Source organism: Leptospira ainazelensis, from assembly GCF_016918785.1.
Taxonomy (GTDB): Bacteria; Spirochaetota; Leptospiria; order Leptospirales; family Leptospiraceae; genus Leptospira; species Leptospira ainazelensis.
The window spans coordinates 73,665-94,410 of sequence record NZ_JAFFPT010000009.1; the positions used below are offsets into that span (position 1 = coordinate 73,665).

The window sequence follows — 20,746 nt, forward strand, 5'->3', positions numbered from 1 at the left end:
TTAGAATCGGATCCAAGAAAATTCTCTAACGGCTTCTCATCTCGGGAAAGATAAAGTTGATTCCGAAGATCATACCCTGGGCTTTTACTTCCTCGGGAACCTTTCCGAAATTCTGCCCCCGGATGGAATCCACACAGGCCTGACCTACGATATCCTGACCCTGAGTGGAAATCAGCCTCGTGTCCAAAACCTGACCATTGTCGCTTAACAAAAATTGAACCTTGACCTGTCCCGGAGAAATCCCCGCGCGGATCACGGTCCCCGCCATATCTCGATAGGCGAAGTTCCCGCCTCCGGGCGGAGCGAAACTTCCTTCGATCTGTCTCAGCATTCGTTTAAAGTATTCGTAACCCGCGAGTTTTTTTCTGGGAATGGAAAGAGCCTGACTTCCGTCCCAACGAAAGAGAAAGTCCTGTTCGAAACGATAGTTGAAGGGAATTTTAGTCATCCTTCCGTAAGTTTGAGTGCTTTGTTTCGTATTATCCGTGTTAGACGTTTGTATGGGATCGATTTTATAAATTCCGACTTCGAAAGCCTTTTCGTCGTTTTTTTCAAGGGACTGTTGTTTTTGGGCTTCGGAATTTCTTCTCGCGACGCTCCCCATCACAAATTCACGAAATGGACTCGCGGAATGAAATCCTTCTTTTTTTGTGATCCCGCCGGCTCCGGCCGCATCGACGTTCGAAAGGGCTTTGTATTCGTCTTTGATATGTTTGTCGACAAAGTCTTGTTCCAAAAGTACTTCGTAGATTTTTTCTTTTTCCTCGTTGCTCTCCATTTTTACCAATGGTTCGCTTCCGAGAATTTTCCAGAGCATATTGCGAGTGAGTAAATGAGCGGTGAAAAAAGAAGCTAATGCAAGAACCACAAAGGAAGCGTAGATCAACCTTTTGTCGTCTTCGGGGATTCCGGAATATTCAGAATAAAGTCGGGTCTTGTCCATGATTTCCGGGAAAGTCTCCCATTCGTTTCAGTTGTTGATACGCCTTTTCGGTCGCGACTCTTCCGGCGGGAGTTCGATTGATGAGACCGATTCGAACCATAAAAGATTCGTAAGTATCTTCGATGGTTTTTTCCTCTTCGCCGACCACGACGGCGATCGCTTTCAAACCGACGGGACCACCTTTGTAACGATCGATCATACAACCGAGGATCTGTCTATCCATAACATCCAGTCCCAGATCGTCAATCCCCATCTTATCAAACGCTTTGATACAAAGATCCTTTTTGACGGAAGAATGACCGTCGACTTCGCTGAAATCCCGGATCCGTTTGACGAGATGATTTGCGATCCGAGGAGTTTTGCGGGAACGTTTTCCGATTTCCAAAGCCGCGTCGTCTTCGATAGCAACTCCCAAAATTTTAGAAGAACGTAAAACGATTTCCTTCATCTCTTCGTCGCTATAGTAATCCAGACGAAGTTGAATTCCAAAACGGCTTTTAAGAGGTTCGCTGATCAGTCCGCTTCGAGTAGTAGCTCCGACCAAGGTGAAAGGTTTGAGAGGAATCTGGACCATCTGTGCGGTCACACCTTCGCCGATGACGAGATCGATCATATAATTCTCCATCGCGGGATAGAGAATCTCTTCGAGCTTTTTGTGAAGTGTATGAATCTCGTCTATAAAGAGGATTTCATTCTCACCCATACTCGTGAGAAGACGCGCGAGATCGGCGCCCTTTGTGATCACGGGAGCGGAAGTGATCGTGAGTCTGGTTCCGAGTTCGTTGGAGATAATTCCTGCGAGAGTTGTTTTTCCGAGACCGGGTGGACCGGAAATCAGAACGTGATCCAGAGCGCGTTTGCGTTTTTTAGCCGCTTGGACATAGACGCCTAGATTGTTTAGGACTTCTTTTTGGCCTATAAATTCATTGAGAAGAGACGGGCGTAGACCCGACTCTTCTTCAAATTCTTCTTCAGGATTGAGGGTATGGGATTTGGACAATCAGTTTGGTCTTTCCTTAAGCTGAATCGAAAGTCTCGAAACGTTTCCTTGACGGATGACCGTTACGTTGATTCTATCACCCACCTTATTCTTCTTTACCGTGTTGACCACGTCTTCCGGAGAATTGATCTTTGTTCCGGAAATTTCAGTGATCACGTCCATCAATTGAATTCCCGCTCGATCCGCAGGAGAATCATTCTGGATCTGAACGACCACCGCACCGCCGGAAATTTTCAACTGTTTCGCGTCTTCTTCATGAAGATAATCCACTCCGACTCCGAGCCAAGCCTGCGCGGGGCGTTTTACCTTTCCGGTGGTTTTCAATTCTTCCATGATGGCTTTGGCTTCGTTGATCGGAATGGCAAAACCGATTCCCACCGAACCGCCGCTTTGCGAAGCTATCATTCGGTTGATTCCGATCACACGACCGTTGATGTCAAGAAGCGGTCCTCCCGAGTTTCCCTGGTTGATCGCCGCGTCCGTTTGGAGATAATGAACCCCGCTGTTATCGATTCCCGCACGACCGACGGCGCTTACGATTCCCGCTGTGAGAGATTGTTCGTAACCGAGAGGAGCTCCGATCGCAATCGCCCAGTCTCCCACTTTTACCGCGGAAGAATCTCCGAGTTCGATCGGAGTGATTTCGGAGTCCGGTTTGATTTTTAAAAGAGCCAAGTCGATGGTCGCGTCGGAACCGACGAGTTCCGCGTTGTAGGTTTTACCGGTTTTGAGGCGGACCGTAAGTTTATCCATGGAACGAACCACGTGTTCGTTTGTAAGAATATAACCCTGTGTGTTGAGAATGATCCCGGAACCAAGACCGGTTTGTTTTTGTTTCATCACTCTTCCCCCGCCGCCCTGACCTTTTCCGAAAAATTGATCAAAGAAAGGATCGCCGAAAGGATGAACGGGAACGTTTTGAGTTCTTTCGGTTGCGATGGAGACTACGCTTGGAGAAGCCGTTTGATAGACTTCTTCAAAAGCCTGTTGAATGGTAATCGCCTGACGAGCCGCCGGAGTCGGTTCTCTGTCTCCCTTCGCACTTAAGAAAAGAGGACTGTTCTGATTGGATCCGCAGAACATCACGGGAGATAAGAATGCTCCGAGAAGAAGTGAGATGCTGACGATCGCAAAGTATTTCAGTTTTTCCAAGTTTTTCATTGAATTCTATCCCTCTGAAAATGAATTTCCGATAGGTACTGAAAGGATCGACTCGCTCCTCCGACTGTCAAGTTGGATTTGGAAACAAGTCTTTTACGGAACCATATCGGATACAATTTGGATTTGGACAGGAGGAGAATTCCACTCTGCCTTATCCAGTTAGACCCGGATCCAAAGAAAGAGTTTCCTCGAATTTGAGAGAGAATGGAAAAACGGATCAATGCCGGAGGTGAAGCGGAATTTTCTTTTTCACTTCATTCTCGCGAATTTTTTTGAAAGCCTCTTTTGAGTTCGTATATTTTAGGATCGCTCTTTCCACAATCTGAAGAGAATAAGAATCCAAAACTTCCACGGGAACGATTTCCGAATCCGTCTCCACTCTTAAAATCGCGAGATCGAGTCTTTTATCCAGACCGATGATCTGCGCCTCGTAGAGTTTTCCGGATTTGAGTTTTACGTTCAACTTATCATAAGCGCGAATAACGTGTTCGTTGGTAAGAATATAACCTAACTGATTGATGACGATGCCGCTTCCGAGAACCACTTCCACTTTTTTTGTTTTGGAAGTTCCCTTAAAGTGTGCGATTTGAGAACTCTCATTTTTTTCGGAAGTAATTTGGACGGAACTTTGGGAAGAATCCGGATAAACCTCTTCGTAGATATGATGGATTTTGATAGGATCATCCGAAGAAGAACTGGAATTTCGAGTTTCATTTCTCACCGTAGAATTTTCCGTTTCGGAAAAAAAAGCGCAGAACTGAAAGAAGAGAAGAAAGAACAAAAGAAAAAAAACCGAATTGAAGAAGGGAAAATTATTTTTCATCAGGGAATTTTTACTGGATTCTTCCTTTTAAAACAAATCCATGTATCTAATGAAGAACGGTTTTGAATCCATCCGTCCCTGTCAAGATTGAATTGAAAAAGGTAAAAATGAAAAAAGAATCTCCGCTCTTCGTAGTCTTTGAAGGAATCGACGGAAGTGGGAAGTCCACTCTCTGCAGATCCGTGACGGAACTTCTTCTCAAAAAGCAAATCCCTGCGGTCTCGTTTACGGAACCTACCAACTTAGAAACGGGAAAGTTTTTAAGAAAGTTTTTGAGAGGAGAAATCGAACTTAAGACCGAAGAACAGATCGAAGCCTTTCTTTCCGACAGAGAAGAATCCTTAAAACAAAATATTCTTCCCGCGTTACAATCCGGAAAGAATGTTCTTTTAGATCGATATATGTATTCCACCGCCGCGTATCAGAGCGGGTCCGATCTTTCTCCGGAAACGATTCTACAAAAAAACTTAGAGAGAAATTTTAAAATTCCGGATCTTCTTTTTTATCTAAATCTAAAACCGGAAATCGCTTTGGAGAGATTGAGTCGAAGAAAAGAAGAAAAGGAACGATTCGAAACGTTAGCCCAATTGGAAAAAATTCATTCCGCGTATGAGAGAATTCTTCCTAAAGAAACGATTCGGATCGACGCCGAAAAAGGACCGGACCAAATCGCAAAGGAATGTCTGGATATTTTGTTGGAAAAAATCCGGATTTAAAAAGGAAATTTGACCGTAATAAAATCGGATTTTTATCTTCCGATGAATTTTTCAGAAAAGGGGATCTCCGAATTCTTAAATCAAACTCAAAAGGAATATTCCATTTTTTGAATCAATGGCTTTCGGTGGGTAATTGTCTGAGAGCGGCTTCGTGACGGTCGGCTTGTCGTTCGAGAGAATCCGCCATTCTATGAAGTTTTTCCTTTCGAGCTTGCGCATGGAGAAATTTTTCTCCCCTAGAAAGTTTTGCAAGTTCTCTGAGTTCGTTGGCTCTGTTTCTTTTTGCGATCGCGGTCGCTCTGAGATAATTGCCGACCGCCTGTTTTTGTCCGGGTGTTACCGCACTTTCGACGAGAGCCTTTTCGAGAAGTCTTTCCTCTTCTTCTTCGCTTACTGAAAAAACCGGCGAAAGAACTCCCAAAACTACAAGGAGGAAGAGAAAATACAATATCTTCCCAAAGAAAACTCTCTTCCAATCCAAAAGAAACAAAACCTGCATCTCTACCTCTATCTTTTAGGAAAAGGGTTTCACACCCATTCCCTTTTTCAAGGACTTTCCGCCCTTACTTATCTCAGTCAGGATTTGCATTTGACACCGGCGGCCTTTCCAAAAGACTCATTTGTGAGCGTACCTATAGCTCAACGGATAGAGTACAGGCCTCCGGAGCCTGGGGTCCGGGTTCGAGTCCCGGTAGGTACATTGCGCCCCGTAGGAAGCAATGTAGTCAAAAGCCAGCGGAGCGTTGGCGTTGACTCTTTGCGAAGCAAAGAAATCAAACTTTTCCATAATCATCGCAGGACTCGAAGCGAGCTTTTGGTAAAGCATTTCAAGCGATCCATAGAAGAGAGCGAAGAAATGCTTCCGAGGAACAGATAGGTTTCGACCCTTAGGGAGAAACCTGCTGAGTTTTTTGTTCCGAGGCCAAAGCGAGACGCCGTGATAGATTCTGACCCGTAGGGAAGAATCTGCTGAGTTTATGCTGCACGACGACGAATTGCGTAACGGCGAGTCCCGGATTAACTCTCAGATTTTTATAGGAGTTCCTACATCGATACTTTTTACTTGCAAAAAGTATGATTTTCTGATAGAGCAAAATCTCCCGGAGTCTTCCGCCTCCCGCCCCTCCACCCGAAATTTGGGCGGGGCGCGACTTTAACGGAGGACTGTCGTTGTTACGACAAATTCCTTTAAAGGTTCAGTCCGCTTGTGGGTAAGGTCATTGCTTCCTCTGGGTCGCGTTGACTCTTTGCGAAGCAAAGAAATCAAACTGCGCCTCCCCTACGAAACAACCTTCATCCAGCTTCGCACAAATCCTTCAGCGCCTTTAACGCCTTAGGCCACATATCCTCGAACATGGTCTTGTATTCTTCTGCGGTTTGCATTTCTATGATCAATTCCGTTTTGCCGGAGCCTTGTTCTTTGAACGTGTAATTTTCGAAAGCGGGAGTCCACTTTTTCACTTCTTCGCTTTCGGTATCGACAACCCCGTCGTTGATCATCCCTAAATGTTCGATCGAAATAAACTGATGCGGAATGTTTTCTTTGATCCGGCTGTACATACCGCCTAAGGCGCCGTTTTCGCCCGGTCCCAAAAAACGAATGAAGCTTCCCTTTTCCCAACTTCCTTCATAGTAAGAACCCGCGTGAAACGCTTCCGTCCAAATTCGATAGCTCTTATCGTCGAGCATCTTCTGCCAAACGGTCTTTACGTCGGCGTGAATTAAAATCGTAAATCTTAAAGTTTCCATTTGCAATTCTCCCTTTCTTTAGTTTGCTTTTTTCCAGGAACACGTTTCGGGAAAAACCAAATCCGTTTTTGTTTCGTTCTTTGCAGGAACTTACTGAATAAAATACGAATGTACTCGTTAGGATGGATCGCAAAATTTCAAACGATCTCCAATTCCTTCGCTTCGGCTTCATTCCCTTTTTCTAATGCGATCGCGTAAGGAGTTTGTTCTTCTTCGCTGAGTCTGGTCTTGTCGGCCCCTTTTTTTAAAAGGATATGAATGATTTCTATACTCCCAGGGCGACTCGCCGCGATGTGAAGAGGTGTAATCCTCCCCGGATCTTGGATCGCGTTTACGTCCGCTCCTTTTTCCAAAAGAAGTTCCACAACCGCTTTTCTTCCCGTGGCGATCGCCGAATGTAAGGCGGTGTTTCCATAGGACATCTTACTCTTCGAAGTCAGACTTAGATCGGCGCCGGCCTCGATCAAAGACCTTACGATCTCTAAATGACCGAAATAAGAAGCGAGGTGCAACGCGGACCATCCGTCTTTAGAAAGGGAATTGATCTCTTTTGGAGATTCTAAGATTAGTCTTTTTGTTTCTTCCAGATTTCCAAGCGCCGCGGCTTCGAAAAGATTTCGGTTCGGACTCAGTTCGAAGATTTCTTTTGAGAGATCTAATTTTCCGTAATAGATCGAAAACAAAACAGGAGTGATTCCTTCTTCCGTAAGACTTTGGAACAGGCTCGGATCCCGTTTCAAAAGACCAATCACTTTGGATTTAAGTCCGCCCGCTATCGCCTGAAAGATTTCCTGCATATTCTCACCGTCGCTTTTTGTGAGAGGAATTGAATCTCTTTTAAAAAAAAAATCAAGAGATTTCAAAAGAATTCTTACGACTTCCCGAAAATCAGGATTCTTTTTTTAGAATAGAATCATTGGATCTTGTTTTCGATTTTTAGAATTAGAATCCGGTTGTGAACTATCTCCGGAGTCCTATCTATTTCAATTCGATAATATCATACGGTTGTAAATCTACGGAGATAGGAGTCGGGGTTAAAAGTGAGTTCCCTCTCTCCGTATCAAACATCGTAACACCGGGTTGTTGAAACTGAGTGTTTCCCACATAGAGAATTTTATCGGAAGCAAGTAGAATACTTGAGAGACTTGCATCGTAACTGGAAGGAATGCGTAAGAGAGTGGCAGTATTTTCTCCGTTGCTCGGATTAAAAACCACCAGAGTTTTTGTAAAACTCGAGTCCAACACGGATGCATAACCGACCGTATCGGATTTGATCTGAACGTTCACAATATCGCCGCCGGCAACCGATTCCGAAAACAATAACCTTGGAAGAAAGGAACGGGTTCCGAGCCGAAAGGCGCTTACACCGCCGTCGATCTGACTTAAAAAACCGAATCTCCCGGGAGTTGCGAAAATAAGATGAGGCTCTCCAAAAAGATCCACGAGTTGAGGTTTGTTCAAAGGATTGGATGCGGGAAACGTATAATTTCCGATCACCGCATCGGTCGGAATGTGAATCTCAAGTAAGATCGAAGTCGTATTCGGAGGAAAATAACCGGAAGGATCGTTTCGATCCAATCTCTGAAGACAAACAAAAAGAGAATCTCCTACGATCTTCAGTCCGCTCATCTCCGGAAGCGCGTCCGGAGTTCCTCCGGAAGAAAAAGTTTCCGAGTAACTTCCCAAATCGATCGAACCCGTGATCGTCATAAACGTCGGATCCAAAATCAGAAGTCGACTGGAACCGTAGAGAGTAACATAAGCCTTGGAAGGCCCCGCAAATTCTATGTCCGCGGGATTTACCTTGGATCCGAGAGCGAGTTCGGAAACGGTAATAAAACCGAGATTCGGATCTAAAACTTGAATACTATCCCGATTGAGAAGATTTAAGATATAAACTCTTCCTAGACCGAATCTCGCAAGCGCGTCCGAATGGATCGGAGTCAAACCGGGATAACTGTAAAGGAGAGAAGGATTGAGAACCTTAAATCTTCCCCCGCCGCTAAAGTCGGAAGTGACAACTCCGATGTTTCCGGAAAGATTCTGGGCCAAAAGAAGACTCAAAAAAGAAGGCTTCTGCAGATCTTGACAGGAAACATTCAAAAAATAAAATACAATAAAAAACATAAGTTTCGATTTCATCTCAGAACCTCATACTCAAAGTTGTATACCAACTTCTACCCGGAAGCGGATAACCGATCAGATCGGAAATTCTCTTATCCGTAAAATTTTTAACCTCGAATGTGAATAAGAATTCCTTGGAAGGGGCGGTTTCTCTTATATTCCCCAAAGAATCTTTCGTAGATTCTCCCGGTTCGGAATAAAGAACCCAGGTAAAAAAACAATTCCAGATCTGTCTTTCGGGAATGTAGTTGATGTATTCGTTGGTTCGATCCCGGAACACCGCTCCGATATACAACAATTCCAAACCCGTTTCGAGTCGTTTTCCCTTCCAAGAAAGAGTACTTGAAAATTCGTGCCTTGGTCTCAGAGGGAGCGTCTTCCCGTTGAGATAAGGAGAAGAAGAATTGTTGATCGCGCTCTGATAGGTATAATTGAAAAGAAACTTAAATCCGTATTTCCAATCCTCTCTGTGCGAAAATTCCACACCTCGAATCTTAGCCGAATCGACGTTCTCCGGTCTCAGAGTAAATTGAGAATTCGGAAGAAAAAGAATCATATCTTTGATATCTTTTGAAAAATAAGAAATACTAGTTTTTGTTTTCAGAAAAGAATGATCGGTTTTTAGAACAAGACCGCCGTCTCCGTTCCCGCTCTGCTCCGGTTTGAGATTGGGATTGGCGATGATACTTCCCTGTTCTCCGAACATTTCCAAAAAAGAAGGAATCCTATTTTGTTTGGAAACGTTCGCCTGAAATTGAATGTCCCAGGTTTCTCTTTCATAAATCTTCCAGACAAAACCGAATTTAGGATTTGTGAATGTGTTTTTTTTCTGATCTTTGGCAAGAGGATCTTCCTTTCGATACCAAGGCTCCTCCGAAGGAAAACGATCCTTATAGTGATCCCAGGTAACGGAGGGAATCAAAAGTATCTTCGCATCAAAAAGACGAATCTCGTCTTCCAGACGATAGGAAGAATAAGCTCTCTCCTTGCGAGGTTCTATTCTCGAGACAAAATTGGAAGAAGTCAGCCTCTCCCGATCAAAGGATTCTTTCTCTAAGGAAACAAAACCTCGGAGGATCTGATAATAATCGGTGAGATAAAGAGTGGGCATCAATTGAACTCCGACTTGGCGAATCTCGGCTTTCGAGTTGGGCGCGCCCTTTGAGAATTCGGACCCCGGATCAAAAAGATCGTCCTTGGCCGCAGTATAAAAACTCCGAGTTTCAAGTCGGAACCAATCGGCAAAAAGTCCCTTTGTGTCCGAGGCGAAGGAACCGGTATAACGATCATATTTTCTATGAACTTGATTCGTTTGATTGGAACCCGGCCCCGGAAGCCCGTGAATCCTATGATTGAAGTCGTTTAAAAATTTAAGCTCGGTCTTTCCGATCTGATACTTCAGGGTTCCAAAAAGGGCGGCTCTTTCAAAGGCAGCGTTTTTTCTGCGGTCAATCGTGTCGTCTAACGTGTTTAAAACCACGGTCCCGTGATCGTTCTTAAAGGAAAAGTTCTGATCCGACTTCTCACCGAGAACCAAAAAACTCGCGCCGATTCCGTTGTAAGTTCCGGTATGAGAAACGCTCGCCTTTCCGGTGTTAAACGAACCGCCTCCGATGTTGACTCTTGTTTTGGGTTTTCCGGAATCCTTTCTCGTCACAAGATTCACGGATCCTCCGATCGCGGAACCGGAAAAACCGATCGGATTTCCGGACCGATAAACTTCCACACTTTCCAGACTGTCAAAGGGAAGATCCGCAAGATTGACTTCTCCCCCTTGCGAATTGTTCAGAGGAATTCCGTCCAGATAAATCCGGGATTGATTCGGATTTGTACCTCGAATCGAAAGAGTGGAATAAGAACCGAGTCCTCCGAAAGAACGAACTCGAAGACCCGCTTCCCTTTCTAAAACCTCGGGCAAAGAAGTATAACGTGCCGAAGTATCGTCCAGTTTTATCGCTGTTTGAAAACCGCTAGGATTGGAACGAAAATTCTGGGAACCCGTTTCCGCCGGTTTACCGATAACCTGAACCGTTTCAGCTTTTTTAGTTTTTTGAGAATCCGGATTTTCCTGAGCGTAAAGACCGGCCGTAGAAATAAAAAGCAGCAATATTTTAGAATATTCTAAATATTGAATGTATTTTTTTGATCCCATTTTTCACACGGAACTTCGCAATGGGAAAGAAAAAATCGGGGAACCCTCGAAACTACGAAAGCCAATTTTTCAAACCCGACCTTAGCTCCCGAAAGTCCTATCGTTTGTTATGGCTTGTTAGGTCTTCTGGCTTTCACCGATTTTGCCGCCTTCCCGTGAAACACAGTGGCTATCTTGACAAAACCTCTTTGGAGGTGATTACAGCTGCGGGTTCAGCTCCGGAATTAAACCGGATTCCCTTCCTCTTTTACGAGGACGAACAAGCTACGATTCCAGGATTTCGATCCTGGATCTTGGGGGCAAGTGAATTCCATTGCGAAAAAGGAAAGAATCGAGTCCATACATTTAAGATTACAGGCGATCGATCTCTTTACTATCGACCTAACCCGCAAAATTTTACCATAGCAGCGGTTAATTTGTATTCCATCGCTCCATTTTTATAATAATACAGTCCCGTTTGCGACATGTATTCTTCAACAATATCCTTGTCTAAGTCTTTCAAAACGACGGTAGATAACGATCGACCTTGAAACGTTTTTAATCCAGAGGAAGTTACTACGCTGTTTCCAACTTGATCCCCTTCCCGCAAAGAATCCTTGAGAAACGGGTAAAGTTTATCAATCGATTCATCCACCAGATAAAGAAAACCTCTATAGTCTTTCAGAACCTGTTTCATTACCGTTCTCTTTTGATAGTTGTCAATGATTCTTACGAAGTATCTGACTCCATCCGGAAAATCGGAAAAAAAATCTTTTGGAAATTTTCTACGTTTACTTTCTTCAGGATGATCCTTTAAAACTTCCATCTGCAAAATGCCGACTTTTTTATTCTCCAAATAGATATCGTATCTCCAAATATTTTCAGTTTCCAATGGAAATAGACATTCGATTTCCAACGCCGAAGAATCCTTCCGCACGGGTAAAGCTTGGGAATTCACAAAAGATATGAATAAAAAGAAAATTAGAAAAAACGAAAGTATTTTCATGGGTTACTCCAAAATCATTCTTCTTTCTTTTTGATCTACGAATTCGTCCGATCCCGGAAAATTTATCTTCCTTCCGGATAAATTTTCAAATTCTTTCAGATCGAATTCAGGAAGGGCCGGTTTTGAAGTCAATGTTAACTGGTCGCTCTCTAAACCCATCTCCTTCGCCAATTCCGCCATTTCCTTTTTCAGCTTGTGAGGATCTGTTTCCGTTCCTGTGATTAGATGAGCCTGATTGTTACTAGTTACAAGTTCTTGAATATTCTTGGTTTCGACCTCGATTTTATAAACCGTCCTTTTCGTTTTGGAGTGGTTTTTAACTTCCAATAAAAAATCCCTCTGAGCGAACGGAGCCAGCTTTTCGCCGTTTTTCCTTTCAATCAGAGTGTATTTTTTTTCATCCAATTTGAATAAGGAAATCGTATAAGGATGGGATTCGTAACCCATGTTACGAACCTTACCGGAAATTTTGTTTCCTTGGATCGAAAGATCGGAACTGTAGATCGCGAGATCGGCACCTCTGTATTGAACTCCCGTCATTTTGAGCGAGTTATCCTCTTTGGGATTCTCTTGAAAGAATTTTTCGATCGCCTTTAATTTTTCGTCCCTCAATACTTTCAACTTTTCCAAAAGATTTTTTCCGGCTTCCTTTTTGATTTCATTCGGTTCTTCCGAAATATTCTTTTCCTCTTCACGAATTTTTTCGGAGATCGCGCTTACGTTCAAATCCAATTTCTTTTTCGTACTCACTGGAATTTGAATGGAAGAATAAAAAATCAACAACGTATTTTCCGCATTTACTTGATAGGAAGCTTGGGGTAAATGTTTAGTTACCAGCGTAATCTTATTTTCAGAATATCCGTAAAAATGATTGTCGTTTAACAAATTTAACGGAATCGGTCTCAATCTGGAGCCGGTGGGAATTATATCCTTTTCCGTAGCGATCGATTTCCCGTTAATCTGCACTTCCAAGTCGTGCGGTTTTACGTTGGTTCCGTCGTTAAACGGAAGAAAAGAACTGATCAAATAGATATCGACGATATTCGTTTCATACCATCGATTGTCTTTTTTGAAATAAGCCCGATTTAAAGAACGGTCTTCGCTGTCTCTTTCTCTAAAATAATCGATTTCACCGTCTTCGTCATAATCGTCTCCGACCATCAACGTGGATCCTTTCTCGATTAAAAACCAATGATCCGGTTTTTGATTCCCGTTCGTATCCGAAGCTTGTCCTTTGGAGAGTAGCCATGAAAACTTGGAAGTAAATCCGATATCCGTTACTTCCTTTTTTTCAAAGTAAGGAATCGAATAATCCATACTGATAATGGGGCGATTGGTACAATACCAATCCTTAATTCGGAGACGAACTATCGGATCCAAACTGACCATTTCGATCGAACCCGGTGCGTGAGATTGAAAAACAAAAGGAATCGTTTTTTGTACGCCCGCAGAGGAAAAGAGAAAATCGTCTTTAATCTCCTTATCGATCGCAGCGGTTGTATATAAGGAAACGTCTATCGAACTTCCTTTCGGAAAAAAATAATGATTCACTGAAGGTTCCATTCTTAACGTTTTAGAATTTTTTAGAGAAATCGAGAAGTTGGCCAAATCTTCTCCGTTGTTTTGAATACGATAAGAATGAGCAAGAGGACTTTTTTCCAACTGTTTAACCGCAATTTCCAAAATCGGTTTCGAAACCTCTACAACTCCTTGAATCGTATCGAGAACGTTACCGCGTTCGTCAAAAATTGAATTTTCTATATTATAAAACCCTGGAATACAATCTTGGGCAAAAAAACGAATTGGCAAGGATAGTTTCTTTTTTGCCGGAAGAGTAATGAACGTATCTCCGCCTTCACCTGTGATTCCAACGAGCAGACTTCGATCGGCTTTAGACCCTATTTTGATTTGAACCGATTCTTCTCCGCGATTCTCTATAAAAATTCTTTCCACAACATTGTATGTGGGAGTTATTTTGAATTTGAGACCGTGAGCGTCCTTTGTCGAAAAGAAAACAGACTTTTTATTTTTGATTGAAGGGCTTGAACTCGGAGAATTCGATTGTAACGATGGATCCTCCGAATAATTTATGATTCCGTTTTCTAAATACTTATAACCTCCTTCGGAACCCAGACCGGAAAATGCCGCGACTGTCAAGACCAGAAGTGAAATTGAAAACAGTTTTCGATTCATTATTTGTTTCCTTGAATCCTTGTTCGGATTATATTTCTCAGTTGATGGATTCGCGGATTGATAGTTTCAGAGCTTAGAATTTCAGCTTGATTTAGATCCAAGTCCGCACCCGATAGATTATTCAATTGAAAATAAACATACGCCCTATAAATATAAAGATCGGCGTAATTTGGATTCATTTTGATTCCTCGATCATAGAACGACAATGCTTCCGTATATTTCTTTTGCTGATACAATGTATAACCTAAGTAGAGGTATGTATAAAAAAGATGGGCTTTATTCTCCACCGCTTCCCGAAGGAACATTTCCGCTTTAGAATATTCTTTTTTCTTAATTAATAATATCGAATAGTTTATTTTAGAGGAGAATTCGTTCGAATTCCGAGGTAAAAGATCGATCGCTTTTTTGTAATGGATTTCCGCCGACTGATAATCCTTATCATAAACATAAGCCAAAGCAAGATTCGAGTGATATCTACCGGAATCGTCGCAGAGAATCGCTTCTTTAAAAGCCGCTATAGCCGGTTTGAAGTAATTCATCCCCATATACGCGACGCCCAATTGATTGCATGGATCCCCGACATTTTCCGCTCCCATTTGGGTAATCAATTCTTTGGATTCGGAGTTCCCGCATTTTTCGGAGCAAAGATTCTTATTCATCGAAACAACTTCTTCAAATCGATTCGAATCTAAAAGTTGAACCGGAGATTCTTTCGAAGTCTGAGCGTTGAGAGAATGAGAAGTTATGAGACAAAGGATCACAAATAGAAAATTGAGGAAAACGTTTCTTTGAGCCGGCCTTTTAGTTTTTGATTCTTGAACTTTCATAAAAGTATACGATTGATTCCTGTAAAATGATCTTTTGTTAAACGAATTCGAAGTCTAAAAACTTCAAAATCTTTAGCATCAAACCGCATTGGAATCATCAGTTTGAAGAAAATTGAAACCGTTAAAAACCAGTTTTCCAAGGATTCTAATTTTGAAATCTCAGAGATCTTTTCATTTTTCGGATTTATTTTCTTTTCCTTTATAAGGATTGAATTTATTTTTTTTGAAATCAAAAAATCGGTTCTGAAAGAATTGAATCTGAGAGGAGAGTCGACACTAAAGAGTATCGGTTTATAAAAACGGTCCCTTTTTTAAATCAGGCCGCGCTTTTCTTTTTTGAGAAGGAATTTTCTACAAATAAAGGGTTTTGTGAAACAAAAAATCTGCGGAAAATTCGCTTTATTTCCGCACAATAAGTTAAAAATACTATATTCTAAAAGTTTAAACTTGTAAAGTTTTCTTTAAACCGACTTCAAGTTCCGGGATTCGTTACGAATCCGCGACTATTTCTGAGAGTACGAGTCAACCGCCCCCGGTAAAATCGTTCCGTCTTCCGAAATTTTCGGTCCCTTGGAGGGAAAATCTTCTCTTGTCAATTTTCTCAAAAGATCGATCGTTTTCTTTTCAGGATCGTATTCCGGAATCGAGGCGCTATCTAGTTGTAGAGGAATGATTTTTCCTTTTACAAACTTTCCTTGAGAATCCACTTCGGCCTCTAAGACGAGAGAATAACCTACGATCCCGCGAGAAGAAAGAGCTCTGTAACCCATAAAGTTACCGAGAGAATACGCGATCAATCGTCCTTTATACAATTCCATCGCACGAACGAGGTGAGGACCGTGTCCGATAACAAGATCAGCTCCCGCATCGATCAGAGAGTGACTGAACTCGACGAGATTCCCTCTGTATTCTCCGTAAAAACGTTCCATCTGATTTTTTACGTGAAGAGCCGGGCCGCCTTCCGCTCCACCGTGGAATGAAATAAAAACGAGCTGAGCTTTTCTCTTTGCTTCCTTTACTAAAGCGACACCCTCTTCGATTTCGTTCACATTGTTATGTGACTTCAGGTGCGAGAATCCGATCCACGCGACGGAAACGTTTTTTACGTTCATGTAAGTGATCATTCCCTTTTTGCCGGTATAACGAATGCCGACGTCGGAAAGATTTTTTTGAGTGTCGTCAAAACCCTGCTGATGAAAATCCAAAGAATGATTATTAGCAATGCTTAAAATATCAAAACCTACGTCCTTTAAGACCTTCGCATAAGAAGGAGGAGTTCGAAACGCAAATATCATTTTTCTGGAAGTGTCTTTCGACGTATTCGGATAAGTGGTAAGAGTACTTTCAAAGTTCCCGAAAAGAATATCCGCTCCTTTTAAATGATTCTCCACCTTTCCAAAAAGAAAGGATCTTGGATCCTGAATGTTGAGTGGTTCCGGATAATTCGTACCCGGCACCATGTCCCCTACCGCTTTGATCTTGATGGTAGTGTTTGTTTGCGGATCGGCAAAGAGCGCGGAGGAAATCAAAATTAAGAGGGAAAGAATGGAATGAACTACGACCTGTTTCATGTAGTTTCATGAGTTTCACGAAGAAGATCCGCGTAAAGCAGAATTTATATCAAAGGATTTCGAGCTTAACCCGATAGGAATAATAGAATGGAACGTATCCCCTGCAATACCTGCGGTTCATCGGAATTCAAACCGCTCTTCTCCAAATCCAATCACAAAAAAGAAATCTTTCAGATCGTTCAATGCAGACGTTGTTCTCTCGTGCAGGTAAGCCCGCAACCTTCTCCCGAAGAAGTGGCTTCCTATTATTCGGAAGAATATTTTTTGAAACGGAGCGACCGAGGTTATGATAACTATTTTTCGGACGGAGTAAGGAACGAGATCTCCCGAGTTTTCGCACTCAATCTAAAAGATCTGGACTTTGAATCTTGGGAAAAAAACTTACCTTCCTCAAAGCGTAGTTTGGATGTGGGTTGTGCAGCGGGATATTTCGTGGATTATATGCAGCAAAGAGGATGGGATTCCTACGGAATGGATATCGCAGAGGCCCCCGTAAAATTCGCGAAAGAAAAACTCGGACTCAAAGTGGAACAAAAGGATTTCTTAGAATGGAAGGAAGGCGAATCGGAAAAGTTCGACCTAGTCACCTTATGGGCTTCGATCGAACACTTACACAAACCGAAAGAAACATTAGAAAAAATTTATACACATCTAAAACCCGGAGGAAGGATCATTCTTTCAACCTGTAGATGGGGAATCCTCGCAAAAGTCCAAGGGCCTTTCTGGAGATATCTAAACGTCCCCGAACATCTTTACTACTATTCTCTTCCCGGCATCATTCGACTTTGTGAGTCCTTAGGATTTCAAAGGAAAAAATACGTTACCTATGGAAGCGGGCTGACTGCAAAAAAGAACGCGGGAATACTTTATAAAATTCTGAAATACTTCGCCGATCCTGCCGTAAAACTTTTAAATCAGGGTGACATGATGGCTCTCTGTTTCCAAAAAAAAGAATCCGGATATAATTAGATTCCCCGTCATAAGGTTAGAAATTTCGAGACATAAGGACGAGAACGAGGAGGAAAAGAAGATTCCAGCCGAGTTTAAATCCGCCGATAGATTCGAAAACCTCGAGGTTTCGTCCGTTTCCTCTCGATTTTATAAGAATCTAATATTCCTTTTCCTAAATTTCGAAAGATCCGTTTCTATATCGTTCTTAAAAAAAGAAAACCTTAAAACGTGATAACTGAAAATCTTAAATGAATTCGAAGCAAAAATAATTTCTTGCCTAACTTATTATTAGTATACTATAATAATGAATAGAATCTGATTATTTTTAAGTTTTTCTTGCTATTTTAAAGACATTCAAGTAAAAAAGTTATCTCGATTTTTGGCTTCGGACCAACGCCTTCTCATCCGTTTGGTTTAATTCTTTCCATAAGGTTTAGGGATTTCTTGAAGAGTACGATTGAAAAGAACGTGATCCTTGGAATTATCGTAATCATTCTTCTGAATGTCGTAATCGCGGGTTCCGCATTCTACGCGATCAGTCAATCAGCCGATCTACGGAAATGGGAATCCCATACGCAGGAAGTTCTTTCGAACCTGGAAGAAGCCCTTTCCGCCTTTAGCGAAATGCACGCTTCTCTCAGGAGTTATATTCTTTATAAAGATTCCAATCTTTTAGATGCATATCATGAAAATAAAACCCACCTTGTTGCGAAAATGGAAAATTTAAAATCGTCGACGATCGACAATACGGCTCAGCAAAGCCGGATCTCGATCGTAAAACCTTTGATCGATGAAAAAATAGAATTTATGGAAGCCAACGTACTAAAACAGAATTTAAAACCTGCGGGAAGTTATGCGGCCCCCTTTCATTCACCGAAGGGAAACGACTTGAGCGAGAGGATTCGAATTCTTCTTAAAGAGATGAAAAAAGAGGAGGTTCGTCTATTGCAACTGAGAAGAGAAAGTTCTGAATCCAATCTAAAATTCGCCATCGCTCTTATCTTTATTGCGATTTTCCTAAACCTCGCCTTTATTTCATTTCAATATATTCTAATATATAAAGAGAACACGCGGCGGCAGGAGGCGGAGGTTCTACTCGAAACTTCGAATTTAAACCTCAAGGATTATTCCTCCAAACTCGAAAGATCGAACAAGGATTTGGAATCCTTTTCTTATTCGGTTTCACACGACCTTCGAGCCCCAATTCGAGGTATATCAGGATTTTCTAAAATTCTTATGGAGGATCACGGAGACCTTCTGTCGGACGAGGGAAAAAGAATTCTCGAGATCATCATGCAAAACGCAACAAACATGGGTCAACTCGTAGACGATCTTTTGGAATATTCCCGTCTGGGAAGAAAGGAAATATTGTTTACGACTATCAACATGAAAGATATGGCTCAAAAGGTTCTTGAAGAAGTAGCCAACTATTATCCGAATTCAAAAGTCTTTACAAAGGTCGGAGAGTTTATTCCCAACGCAAAGGCGGATTCCGGACTTCTCAAACAACTACTCTTTAATTTGGTTTCTAACTCCTTCAAATACTCTCGAGAAAAGGAAAAACCGACAATCGAAATCGGTTCTTTCGAACGGGACGGAGAAAACGTCTTTTTCGTGAGAGATAACGGAGCCGGCTTTGATATGAAATATCAACACAAACTATTCAATATGTTCCAGAGACTTCATCATTCCGAAGAATTTGAAGGAACAGGAGTGGGTCTCGCGATCGTAAAAAGAGTCGTCGAAAAACACGATGGAAAAGTTTGGGCGGAAGGCGAATTGAACAAAGGCGCATGTTTTTATTTTACATTGGGAGTTCATGACAACGATGCAAAATCTTCAGGATAATTTAATTTCGATTCTTTACGCCGAGGATAACGCCCAGGATTCGGAACTCGCTTTGAGAAGTTTAAAAAAACATAATCTTACAAATCAGTTGAAACTCGTAAGAGACGGCGAGGAGGCATTGGAATATCTATTTGCGACCGGGAAATATGCGAACCGGGACAAGATGCAACTTCCTTCCTTGATTCTCCTCGATTTAAAAATGCCCAAAGTCGACGGAATCGAAGTTTTAAGAAAAGTCAGAAGCGAAGAACTCACAAAACTCATTCCGGTAGTCATTCTTACCTCTTCCGCAGAGGAGAAGGATATCGTTGAAAGTTATCGATTAGGGGTGAACAGTTACGTGGTTAAGCCGTTGGAGTTTAATAAATTCAGCGACGTGGCTTCCGAAATCGGATTTTATTGGATTCTTATGAACAAACGCGCTTTATGATGATTCAGAGAAAAGTCTACATCGTATGTATAGAGGACAATCCGAACGATCTCGGCTTGATGATCCGCCAAATCAGCACAAGTGGATTAGACTTTTCTTATAAACAAATTCAGACGAAAGAAGAACTCATTCAAGAAGTGCAGGCTAGCGAACCGGACTTAGTTCTTTCCGATTTCTCCTTACCATCCTTTGACGGAATGGAAGCGCTCGAGATTGTCAGGAAATACCATCCTAACGTTCCATTTCTTTTTGTTTCCGGCTGGTTAGGAGAGGACGCGGCGATCGAAGCCTTAAAACAAGGAGCCACGGATTATATTTCGAAAAATAAAATCACTAAGCTCAACTATTCCATCGAAAGAGCTCTAAAAGAGTCGGAAGAAAGAACACTTTTGGAGGAAGCTGAAAAACAAAATGAAACTTTGAAGTCTCAGTTGATTCAAGCTCAAAAATTGGAGGCGATCAGCCTTCTCGCAACCGGAGTCGCTCACGAAATCAACAATCCACTTACGATCATCATCAACTATGCTCAGTTGATTTTAGGGCAAAGTCAAGACGACTCCATTCTTAAATACGCGAGTAATATACTCGAGGAAGGGGAAAGAATTTCGAAAATCACAAAGGATCTCCTGAGACTGGCAAGACAGGAAAAACACGTCTTCTCCAAAGTAAATTTTCAAGAAGTAATTCAAAAGACGGTTTCTCTTTGCGAACAACTTTTTAAAAAAGATACGATCCATATAGAAATGCAGATTCAAGATTCTCTCCCCGACGTTTTCTGCGTACCGCAACAAATTCAGCAGGTAGTCCTCAATCTTTTGAACAATGCAAGAGATGCCCTCAATCAAAAATATCCGAAATACGATTCCAATAAGATCATCGTCATCAAGGCGAAAAAGTTCGAAAAAGATTCCAACCTTTGGATACAGATGAGCATCGAAGATCGAGGTATCGGAATTCCTAAAGAAGAAGCAAAAAAAATATTCAGTCCTTTTTTTACGACGAAAAAAGTGGACAAGGGAACCGGACTCGGCCTCTCCGTAAGTACCGGAATCATAAAAGATCACGGCGGGGAATTATATTACGAAAGTAAGGAAAACGAATATACTCGTTTTTATATCAACCTTCCCGTACGTCCTGAGATAAACAAGGGATCGATTTCTCCCCAGCATAAAAACTTTGCGTAAAAATAGGTTACGATAACATCGAGTGATCCGTTTTTAAGCCCATCCGCACAACGATCGAAATGGAGCTCCCATTCACCGGTACACCGGCT

The 20,746-nt window shown here is 42.1% G+C and carries 18 protein-coding genes, 1 tRNA gene and 1 riboswitch; of the genes, 6 read left to right on the plus strand and 13 right to left on the minus strand.

Annotated features, from left to right (window positions below; all coding sequences use genetic code 11):
• Nucleotides 1-25: 25 nt before the first annotated feature.
• The 4 genes from JWG44_RS01870 to JWG44_RS01885 all read right to left on the minus strand — a co-directional run bounded on the left by JWG44_RS01870 (nt 26) and on the right by JWG44_RS01885 (nt 3,927).
• Nucleotides 26-943 carry an energy transducer TonB gene (locus JWG44_RS01870; protein WP_205273264.1) on the minus strand — a complete coding sequence of 306 codons (918 nt, stop codon included), beginning with the start codon at nt 941-943 and terminating at the stop codon, nt 26-28.
• Nucleotides 918-1,943, minus strand: a complete 1,026-nt coding sequence (gene ruvB, locus JWG44_RS01875) for a Holliday junction branch migration DNA helicase RuvB (RefSeq protein WP_205273265.1) — start codon at nt 1,941-1,943, stop codon at nt 918-920. Before ruvB ends, JWG44_RS01870 begins: the two co-directional genes overlap by 26 nt.
• A complete protein-coding gene (locus JWG44_RS01880; protein WP_205273266.1) occupies nt 1,944-3,104 on the minus strand; it encodes a S1C family serine protease in 1,161 nt (386 codons plus the stop codon).
• A 217-nt stretch (nt 3,105-3,321) separates the two neighbouring features.
• Nucleotides 3,322-3,927: a trypsin-like peptidase domain-containing protein gene (locus JWG44_RS01885; protein WP_232371435.1), complete on the minus strand. Its 606-nt coding sequence runs from the start codon at nt 3,925-3,927 to the stop codon at nt 3,322-3,324.
• 92 nt (nt 3,928-4,019) lie between these two features.
• Here JWG44_RS01885 and tmk point away from each other — a divergent pair, with 92 nt between their 5' ends.
• Nucleotides 4,020-4,643, plus strand: a complete 624-nt coding sequence (gene tmk, locus JWG44_RS01890; protein WP_269752188.1) for a dTMP kinase — start codon at nt 4,020-4,022, stop codon at nt 4,641-4,643.
• A gap of 112 nt (nt 4,644-4,755) precedes the next feature.
• Here the strand turns inward: tmk and JWG44_RS01895 are convergent, their stop codons facing one another.
• Nucleotides 4,756-5,142 (minus strand): LIC10421/LIC12816 family protein, encoded by a 387-nt coding sequence (locus JWG44_RS01895; RefSeq protein ID WP_205273268.1) that lies wholly within the window; start codon nt 5,140-5,142, stop codon nt 4,756-4,758.
• A gap of 129 nt (nt 5,143-5,271) precedes the next feature.
• Here JWG44_RS01895 and JWG44_RS01900 point away from each other — a divergent pair.
• Nucleotides 5,272-5,343: transfer RNA gene (locus JWG44_RS01900), tRNA-Arg, on the plus strand.
• Nucleotides 5,344-5,936: 593 nt separating this feature from the next.
• On the opposite strand, the gene JWG44_RS01905 is transcribed toward JWG44_RS01900, so the two are convergent.
• The 8 genes from JWG44_RS01905 to JWG44_RS01940 all read right to left on the minus strand — a co-directional run bounded on the left by JWG44_RS01905 (nt 5,937) and on the right by JWG44_RS01940 (nt 16,244).
• A complete protein-coding gene (locus JWG44_RS01905) occupies nt 5,937-6,392 on the minus strand; it encodes a hypothetical protein (RefSeq protein ID WP_205273269.1) in 456 nt (151 codons plus the stop codon).
• A 137-nt stretch (nt 6,393-6,529) separates the two neighbouring features.
• Entirely contained in the window at nt 6,530-7,189 is a 660-nt protein-coding gene (locus tag JWG44_RS01910) for an ankyrin repeat domain-containing protein (RefSeq protein ID WP_205273270.1), read from the minus strand.
• Between the two features lie 181 nt (nt 7,190-7,370).
• The gene (locus JWG44_RS01915) at nt 7,371-8,534 is read right to left on the minus strand and encodes a YncE family protein (RefSeq protein ID WP_205273271.1); all 1,164 of its coding nucleotides are present in this window, start codon (nt 8,532-8,534) and stop codon (nt 7,371-7,373) included.
• A 1-nt stretch (nt 8,535) separates the two neighbouring features.
• Nucleotides 8,536-10,668, minus strand: a complete 2,133-nt coding sequence (locus tag JWG44_RS01920) for a TonB-dependent receptor plug domain-containing protein (RefSeq protein ID WP_205273272.1) — start codon at nt 10,666-10,668, stop codon at nt 8,536-8,538.
• A 99-nt stretch (nt 10,669-10,767) separates the two neighbouring features.
• Nucleotides 10,768-10,947, minus strand: a riboswitch (cobalamin riboswitch).
• Between the two features lie 94 nt (nt 10,948-11,041).
• Nucleotides 11,042-11,653, minus strand: a complete 612-nt coding sequence (locus JWG44_RS01925; protein ID WP_205273273.1) for a hypothetical protein — start codon at nt 11,651-11,653, stop codon at nt 11,042-11,044.
• 3 nt (nt 11,654-11,656) lie between these two features.
• Complete coding sequence (locus tag JWG44_RS01930) at nt 11,657-13,846, minus strand: hypothetical protein (protein ID WP_205273274.1); 2,190 nt, start codon at nt 13,844-13,846, stop codon at nt 11,657-11,659.
• Nucleotides 13,846-14,673: a tetratricopeptide repeat protein gene (locus JWG44_RS01935; RefSeq protein ID WP_205273275.1), complete on the minus strand. Its 828-nt coding sequence runs from the start codon at nt 14,671-14,673 to the stop codon at nt 13,846-13,848. The genes JWG44_RS01930 and JWG44_RS01935 overlap by 1 nt, the downstream gene beginning before the upstream one ends.
• Before the next feature lie 503 nt (nt 14,674-15,176).
• Complete coding sequence (locus tag JWG44_RS01940) at nt 15,177-16,244, minus strand: CapA family protein (protein ID WP_205273276.1); 1,068 nt, start codon at nt 16,242-16,244, stop codon at nt 15,177-15,179.
• An 87-nt stretch (nt 16,245-16,331) separates the two neighbouring features.
• Here JWG44_RS01940 and JWG44_RS01945 point away from each other — a divergent pair, with 87 nt between their 5' ends.
• From JWG44_RS01945 to JWG44_RS01960, 4 genes are all read left to right on the plus strand, one after another.
• Complete coding sequence (locus JWG44_RS01945; RefSeq protein WP_205273277.1) at nt 16,332-17,213, plus strand: class I SAM-dependent methyltransferase; 882 nt, start codon at nt 16,332-16,334, stop codon at nt 17,211-17,213.
• Nucleotides 17,214-17,639: 426 nt separating this feature from the next.
• Nucleotides 17,640-19,043 (plus strand): sensor histidine kinase, encoded by a 1,404-nt coding sequence (locus JWG44_RS01950; RefSeq protein WP_205273278.1) that lies wholly within the window; start codon nt 17,640-17,642, stop codon nt 19,041-19,043.
• Nucleotides 19,024-19,473: a response regulator gene (locus JWG44_RS01955; protein ID WP_205273279.1), complete on the plus strand. Its 450-nt coding sequence runs from the start codon at nt 19,024-19,026 to the stop codon at nt 19,471-19,473. Before JWG44_RS01950 ends, JWG44_RS01955 begins: the two co-directional genes overlap by 20 nt.
• Nucleotides 19,470-20,657 carry a hybrid sensor histidine kinase/response regulator gene (locus tag JWG44_RS01960; protein ID WP_205273280.1) on the plus strand — a complete coding sequence of 396 codons (1,188 nt, stop codon included), beginning with the start codon at nt 19,470-19,472 and terminating at the stop codon, nt 20,655-20,657. The genes JWG44_RS01955 and JWG44_RS01960 overlap by 4 nt, the downstream gene beginning before the upstream one ends.
• Nucleotides 20,658-20,746 lie beyond the last annotated feature (89 nt).

Bases quoted from the DNA above. Each gene is read 5' to 3' on its own strand.
- JWG44_RS01870 (WP_205273264.1), bottom strand. From the start codon at position 943: ATGGACAAGACCCGACTTTATTCTGAATATTCCGGAATCCCCGAAGAC.
- JWG44_RS01880 (WP_205273266.1), bottom strand. From the start codon at position 3,104: ATGAAAAACTTGGAAAAACTGAAATACTTTGCGATCGTCAGCATCTCA.
- JWG44_RS01885 (WP_232371435.1), bottom strand. From the start codon at position 3,927: ATGAAAAATAATTTTCCCTTCTTCAATTCGGTTTTTTTTCTTTTGTTC.
- JWG44_RS01895 (WP_205273268.1), bottom strand. From the start codon at position 5,142: ATGCAGGTTTTGTTTCTTTTGGATTGGAAGAGAGTTTTCTTTGGGAAG.
- JWG44_RS01905 (WP_205273269.1), bottom strand. From the start codon at position 6,392: ATGGAAACTTTAAGATTTACGATTTTAATTCACGCCGACGTAAAGACC.
- JWG44_RS01910 (WP_205273270.1), bottom strand. From the start codon at position 7,189: ATGCAGGAAATCTTTCAGGCGATAGCGGGCGGACTTAAATCCAAAGTG.
- JWG44_RS01915 (WP_205273271.1), bottom strand. From the start codon at position 8,534: ATGAAATCGAAACTTATGTTTTTTATTGTATTTTATTTTTTGAATGTT.
- JWG44_RS01920 (WP_205273272.1), bottom strand. From the start codon at position 10,668: ATGGGATCAAAAAAATACATTCAATATTTAGAATATTCTAAAATATTG.
- JWG44_RS01925 (WP_205273273.1), bottom strand. From the start codon at position 11,653: ATGAAAATACTTTCGTTTTTTCTAATTTTCTTTTTATTCATATCTTTT.
- JWG44_RS01930 (WP_205273274.1), bottom strand. From the start codon at position 13,846: ATGAATCGAAAACTGTTTTCAATTTCACTTCTGGTCTTGACAGTCGCG.
- JWG44_RS01935 (WP_205273275.1), bottom strand. From the start codon at position 14,673: ATGAAAGTTCAAGAATCAAAAACTAAAAGGCCGGCTCAAAGAAACGTT.
- JWG44_RS01940 (WP_205273276.1), bottom strand. From the start codon at position 16,244: ATGAAACAGGTCGTAGTTCATTCCATTCTTTCCCTCTTAATTTTGATT.
- JWG44_RS01945 (WP_205273277.1), top strand. From the start codon at position 16,332: ATGGAACGTATCCCCTGCAATACCTGCGGTTCATCGGAATTCAAACCG.
- JWG44_RS01955 (WP_205273279.1), top strand. From the start codon at position 19,024: ATGCAAAATCTTCAGGATAATTTAATTTCGATTCTTTACGCCGAGGAT.
- JWG44_RS01960 (WP_205273280.1), top strand. From the start codon at position 19,470: ATGATGATTCAGAGAAAAGTCTACATCGTATGTATAGAGGACAATCCG.